This window comes from Streptococcus sp. (genome assembly GCF_019414905.1).
Classification (GTDB): domain Bacteria; phylum Bacillota; class Bacilli; order Lactobacillales; family Streptococcaceae; genus Streptococcus.
Window position 1 is genome coordinate 1 of the sequence record NZ_DXLC01000313.1, and the last position, 5,943, is coordinate 5,943.

At 42.1% G+C, this 5,943-nt stretch carries 7 protein-coding genes and 1 pseudogene; 5 read left to right on the forward strand and 3 right to left on the reverse strand.

Annotated features, from left to right (window positions below; genetic code table 11):
• The first annotated feature begins 131 nt into the window (after positions 1–131).
• Entirely contained in the window at positions 132–545 is a 414-nt protein-coding gene (locus QZ359_RS09395; protein WP_293965941.1) for a hypothetical protein, read from the forward strand.
• Between the two features lie 38 nt (positions 546–583).
• Here QZ359_RS09395 and dtd read toward each other — a convergent pair whose 3' ends face one another.
• On the reverse strand, positions 584–1,027 hold the full coding sequence (gene dtd / locus QZ359_RS09400; protein WP_033686834.1) for a D-aminoacyl-tRNA deacylase: 444 nt from the start codon (positions 1,025–1,027) through the stop codon (positions 584–586).
• A 29-nt stretch (positions 1,028–1,056) separates the two neighbouring features.
• Positions 1,057–3,279, reverse strand: coding sequence for a bifunctional (p)ppGpp synthetase/guanosine-3',5'-bis(diphosphate) 3'-pyrophosphohydrolase (locus QZ359_RS09405; RefSeq protein ID WP_293965942.1), 2,223 nt, complete (start codon positions 3,277–3,279; stop codon positions 1,057–1,059).
• Between QZ359_RS09405 and QZ359_RS09530 the strand changes: the two genes are divergently transcribed.
• The 4 genes from QZ359_RS09530 to QZ359_RS09420 all read left to right on the forward strand — a co-directional run bounded on the left by QZ359_RS09530 (position 3,278) and on the right by QZ359_RS09420 (position 4,939).
• Positions 3,278–3,430: a hypothetical protein gene (locus QZ359_RS09530; RefSeq protein ID WP_365968142.1), complete on the forward strand. Its 153-nt coding sequence runs from the start codon at positions 3,278–3,280 to the stop codon at positions 3,428–3,430. The two genes, QZ359_RS09405 and QZ359_RS09530, sit on opposite strands and share 2 nt — an antisense overlap.
• Positions 3,431–3,558: 128 nt before the next feature.
• Positions 3,559–3,873, forward strand: coding sequence for a hypothetical protein (locus tag QZ359_RS09410; protein ID WP_101782547.1), 315 nt, complete (start codon positions 3,559–3,561; stop codon positions 3,871–3,873).
• An 85-nt stretch (positions 3,874–3,958) separates the two neighbouring features.
• Entirely contained in the window at positions 3,959–4,186 is a 228-nt protein-coding gene (locus QZ359_RS09415) for a hypothetical protein (protein WP_308300788.1), read from the forward strand.
• Positions 4,187–4,309: 123 nt separating this feature from the next.
• Positions 4,310–4,939 (forward strand): MBL fold metallo-hydrolase, encoded by a 630-nt coding sequence (locus QZ359_RS09420; RefSeq protein ID WP_265473029.1) that lies wholly within the window; start codon positions 4,310–4,312, stop codon positions 4,937–4,939.
• Between the two features lie 126 nt (positions 4,940–5,065).
• Here the strand turns inward: QZ359_RS09420 and pepO are convergent.
• Positions 5,066–5,943: pseudogene (pepO, locus tag QZ359_RS09425) on the reverse strand (endopeptidase PepO); the annotation flags it as partial.

A 5,943-nucleotide genomic window follows, 5' to 3' on the forward strand; every position in this document is an offset into this window, starting at 1 on the left:
TGCCAATTGTCACTGCTTGCCATTCTACTTTTTATTATACGACGACTAACTACCTAAGAGACAACTATTCAGATTTTTACAACAAACACATCACTTTATGGGAGTGCCTCTAAAGAAAAGGAGGTTTTAGCATGAAAAAAATCATCTTCATCAAAACCATTCAACTCCTTGTCATTGATGGAATCATGCTGGCATTTTTGACATTTAAAGAGAGACTTACTTGGGATTGGATTTTGATTTATAGCGGTTGGCTCATTTTCTTTCATCCTGTGCTATTGACCTATCTTTCCAACCAACTTTGTGACCACTTTAGTCAACTCTATTCTCAGATTAGACCGAGATTCTGGCGTTTCGTCTTACAAATCCTCCTATGGGATATCCTGATGATTCTCTCCTTGCTGTTTTTAAGGGGTATCCCACTTTTACTTCAGGGAACTCTCCTAATCATAGGTCATCTCATCTCTTCCTACCGCATAAGCCAAAGCCTGAAAAGAGATTTCCCCAAGGCCTATCAAGAACCGATGTCTTTTTGGAGTATTTTATGATAGATAAGAAAGACCAAGCCGACTGGGTTTGGTCTTTCTTATCTATTTTTAGTATCAAGGATAATGGTGACTGGTCCGTCATTGACCAGCTCAACCTGCATATCCGCTCCAAAAATACCTGTCTGAACGGGCACTTCTTGCGCTAATTTTTGATTGAATGCATCATAGAAGTCTGATGCCATATCAGGCTTGGCTGCGCCTGTAAAGGCTGGACGATTTCCTTTCTTAGTATCCGCAAAGAGGGTAAACTGAGAAATAGAGAGGATTTCTCCTTCAATATCTTTGACAGACAGGTTCATCTTGCCTTCTGCGTCTGAAAAAATCCGCATATTGACCAGTTTTCTCACAGCGTAGTCCAAATCTTCCTCTTGGTCCTCTGGTCCAACACCAACCAGCAATAAGAGCCCCTGATTGATTTTCCCATGAACCTGACCTTCGATACTCACTTGGGCTTTTTTAACCCGTTGGATAATGATTTTCATAATAGCCTTTCTAGTAAGAGCTAGGACAATTAGCCGTTGGTCCGTTTGACAGAATAGACTTCTGGCACGCTCTTAATTTTATCTACAACCGTAGTCAGCGTCGAGAGGTTGGCAATACCAAAGGATACATGGATATTAGCAAACTTCATATCCTTGGTTGGTTGAGCGTTGACTGTTGAGATATTCTTGGTTGTGTTTGAAAGAACTTGCAGTACATCATTCAACAGTCCTGTACGGTTGAGTCCATAAATATCGATATGAGCCATATACTCCTTATTTGAGTTTGAGTATTGGTCTTCCCACTCCACATCAAGGAGACGTTGCTCATAGTTTTCTTGGGCACGCAGGTTCATACAGTCCACACGGTGAATAGCCACACCACGACCCTTAGTGATATAGCCGACGATGTCATCACCAGGAACAGGATTACAACACTTGGCAATCCGCACTAGGAGACCTGATGCACCTTCAATGACCACACCCCCCTCATGCTTGACCTTGAGGGTTTCTTTGTTTTCAACCTTGATCTCGCCACCTTTGACAAGCTCTTCTGCTTCAGCCTTGGCCTTGGCACGCTCTTCCTCACGGCGTTCCTTTTCAGTTAGACGGTTAAAGACAGTAATAGCACCGATTTCTCCAAAACCAATAGCCGCAAAGAGGGATTCTTCTGTCTTATAACTGGTCTTTTGCAGAACTTGATCCATGTGGCGCTTGTCCATAAATTTATTGGCCACATAGCCGTTTTCTTGGAACTGAGCCATCAGCATCTCACGACCCTTATTGACTGACAATTCCTTATCTTGGTTTTTAAAGAACTGACGAATCTTGTTACGAGCCTTGCTGGTCTTGACCATGTTGAGCCAGTCACGGCTCGGTCCAAAGGAGTTGGGGTTGGTGACAATTTCAACCTGATCCCCGGTCTTGAGCTTAGTTGTCAAAGGAACCATACGACCATTGACCTTGGCACCAGTTGCTTTTTCCCCGACTTTTGTATGAATTTCGTAGGCAAAATCAATCGGTCCTGAATCTTTTGGAAGGGAACGGACAGCTCCATCTGGGGTAAAGACATAAATCTCCTCAGCCAGATAGTTTTCCTTAACTGAATCGACAAATTCTTTAGCATCATCGGCCTGGTCTTGGAGCTCCATCATCTCTTTGATCCAGTTCATTCCAATGGCTGATTCCTTGCTGTTAACCTGCCCCTTAATACCTTTCTTATAAGCCCAGTGAGCCGCAACACCGTACTCAGCCACCTCATGCATGGCCTTGGTTCGAATCTGGAATTCGATCGGCCCTTTTGGCCCATAAACCGTCGTATGTATAGACTGGTATCCATTAGCCTTGCGGTTCGCGATATAGTCTTTGAAGCGACCTGGCATCGGTTTCCAAAGCTCATGCACGTAACCAAGCATGGCATAGACATCACTTTGGGTATCTAAAATACAGCGAATGGCAATCAGGTCATAGATTTCCTCAAACCGTTTTCTCTTATCCTGCATTTTTCGGAAAATCGAGTAAATATGCTTGGGACGACCATAAATCTTCCCTTTCAAGTGATGATCCGTCGTATATTCCTCTAATTTTGTAACTACCTCATCCACCAAGGCTTCACGCTCTCTACGCTTTTCCTTCATCATATGGGTAATCTTGTAAAACTCCGTTGGGTTAAGATAACGGAAAGATAAGTCTTCCAATTCCCATTTGACGCTAGAAATCCCCAAACGGTGGGCAAGTGGGGCATAAATTTCCATGGTTTCTTTGGAAATACGCTCCTGCTTATCTTTTCGAAGATGTTTCAGGGTCCGCATATTGTGCAAGCGGTCAGACAGTTTGACCAAGATAACACGGATGTCCTCAGACATGGCCATGAGCATCTTGCGGTGGTTTTCAGCCAACTGCTCTTCGTGAGACTTATACTTGACCTTACCGAGCTTAGTAACCCCATCTACGATTACCCGCACATCAGGACCAAACTCTCTTTCCAAATCGTCCAAGGTCGCATCTGTATCTTCCACCACATCATGCAAGAAACCACAAGCTACCGTTACAGCATCCAGCTTGAGTTTGGCTAAAATACCTGCCACTTGTATAGGGTGAATGATATAAGGCTCGCCTGATTTGCGGTATTGACCACTATGGCAATCCACCGCATAGACCAAGGCCTTATGGACAAAATGGACATCCTCTTCTGTTAAATATTCTTTTGTTAAAGCGACAACTTCTTCGCCTGTTAAATTCACTTCTTTTGGCATCTCTACTCTCCAATTCTTCCTACCATTTTATCACTTTTTTAAGAATATGAAAACTAGATTGGAACAGAATAAGAAAAAAATAATTCAGAATTGCTTGACAATTCTGAAATGTTTTTTTATAATATGTTATACAGTTAGATTTTCTATTTAGGTGATAGAAGGAGAGATAGAAGAACGGAAACCATATTGTAATCTAAATATAATTTAACTCCCTATGCTTATCACTTTTTCATTCAAGTAAATATATTTGAATGACGTCATTTTACAAAGGAGTATCCTATGAAAAAAATTGTACTAACACTATTAGGAGCTACTGCTCTATCTATTGCCGTTCCAATCAATGCTGCTGAAACCAATACAACAAATAACTTTGAAGGTCCTCGTTATGAGCGTATATATTCTCATAGTTATAGTAAAACAGTAACAAAATACTATAACGATGATGGTTACATCCCACCAACTATCTACTATTCAGAATATAATGATGGTTTCCATTCAACCTTCAAAGGAACACTTGAAATAGATAGTGTACGAAGATCAAACGGTGGAACTCGTGTCACATACACTGGTACCTTGACTGGATTTTGGAATTAAAATCCTCAAGATGCTTTCTTTTATCCTTTAGTTTATAAGGAGAACACCTATGAAAAAAACTGCTATTTCTATCTTTGCTCTCCTAGTGTTAGGAGTTAGCTGCCTGTTCCTATTCAGCCAGCAAGGCTATAAAAAAACAGTCGTTCAATACTATGCTAACGACCAGAACCTGCCCAATAGGATAACTTATAGTGAATATAGCGATAAACGAGAAGCCAACTACGGTGGCACTCTAAACATCACATCTATCAAACAAGCTAATGACGGAGTTTATGCAACCTATGAAGGGCAATTGACACCTCTCCAATATTGATAAATTGATAACCAGCCTGTCTTCATCTAGTCATGCTGGTTTTTAAGTTCATTCTAAATCCTTACCTATTCTCCCCAACTGTGCTATACTTATCTTAGTACATTCTTTGAGATTGGAGCTAGTATGAAAATCCATAAAACTGTAAATCCTGTTGCCTATGAAAATACCTATTATCTAGAAGGTGAAAAGCACCTCATCGTTGTCGATCCTGGTAGCCATTGGGAAGCCATTCGTCAGACCATAGAGAAGATCAACAAACCAATCTGCGCCATTCTATTGACACACGCCCATTATGACCATATCATGAGCCTGGACTTGGTTCGTGAGACTTTTAGCAACCCTCCTGTCTATATCGCGGAGAGCGAAGCCAGCTGGCTCTACACTCCTGTCGATAATCTCTCTGGTCTCCCTCGTCACGATGATATGGCAGATGTGGTCGCAAAACCTGCAGAACACACCTTTGTCTTTCATGAGGAATATCAATTGGAGGAATTTCGTTTCACAGTCCTACCTACCCCAGGTCACTCTATCGGTGGTGTTTCTATCGTCTTTCCTGATGCTCACCTAGTCTTGACAGGTGATGCTCTTTTCCGAGAAACCATCGGACGGACCGACCTTCCAACTGGTAGTATGGAGCAACTCCTTCACAGTATCCAGAACCAACTTTTCACTCTACCAAACTACGATGTCTATCCAGGACATGGTCCAGCTACTACTATTGCTCATGAAAAGACCTTCAATCCTTTTTTCTAGCAAGATGATGATAATCAATAGCGCAATTTAAGTAAACTATCCAGCAAGTCTTTCCATTATAAAAGGCATCCAATCAAGTTTTCAGACCTGATTGGATGCCTTTTTCTGATTACTTGCTTCTTTGCATTACCAAATAATCACGCGCTCTTCTGGTGAACGCCACATACCGTCTCCTTCTTTGACATCGTAGGTTGTAAAGAAATCATCAAAGTTTGGTACTTGTACATTGACACGGAGTTTGGCTGGTGCGTGCACATCGACGCTAGCCAAGAGTTTCATAAATTCTGGACGACCTTTCATGCGCCAGATGCGACCGAAGTTGTAGAAGAATTCTTCTGCCGAGAAATCTGGTTCTCTCTTAGCTGCTTCAAGCGCTGCAGCGATTCCTCCCAAGTCAGCAACGTTTTCTGATACAGTCAATTTACCGTTGATGGTTGCTCCATAAGAATCCTGTCCATCAAATTGGTCAATAACCTTTTGTGTTTTCTCCTTGAAGGCGGCATAGTCGCTCTCTGTCCACCAATCCTTGAGGCTACCATTTTCATCAAAGGAAGCTCCGTTGGTATCAAAGGCGTGGGAAATTTCATGGGCAATAACTGCCCCAATACCACCGTAGTTAGCAGAAGATGACTGATGCAAGTCATAGAAAGGTGCTTGTAAAATGGCCGCTGGAAAGACAATCAGGTTTTTCTGTGGATTGTAGTAGGCATTGACCATATGAGCAGGCATCCCCCATTCCTTGTAGTCTACAGGCTGTTTCCACTTGCTCCAACTGTGTTTGATTTCCACACGCGCAAAGGCTAGAGCATTGTCAAAAAGACTAGCATTTTCATCCACTACCTTGTCCTTGTAGCGTTCTGGCAATTCTTCTGGGTAACCGATATAAGGCTTAATAACATTGAGTTTGACGATGGCCTTGTCACGAGTTTCTGGAGTCAGCCAGTCATTTTTGGCCAAGCGTTCCTTATAAACATCAATCATGGTTGCCACTTTTTTCTCCACAT

Bases quoted from the DNA above. Each gene is read 5' to 3' on its own strand.
- QZ359_RS09395 (WP_293965941.1), top strand. From the start codon at position 132: ATGAAAAAAATCATCTTCATCAAAACCATTCAACTCCTTGTCATTGAT.
- dtd (WP_033686834.1), bottom strand. From the start codon at position 1,027: ATGAAAATCATTATCCAACGGGTTAAAAAAGCCCAAGTGAGTATCGAA.
- QZ359_RS09405 (WP_293965942.1), bottom strand. From the start codon at position 3,279: ATGCCAAAAGAAGTGAATTTAACAGGCGAAGAAGTTGTCGCTTTAACA.
- QZ359_RS09410 (WP_101782547.1), top strand. From the start codon at position 3,559: ATGAAAAAAATTGTACTAACACTATTAGGAGCTACTGCTCTATCTATT.
- QZ359_RS09420 (WP_265473029.1), top strand. From the start codon at position 4,310: ATGAAAATCCATAAAACTGTAAATCCTGTTGCCTATGAAAATACCTAT.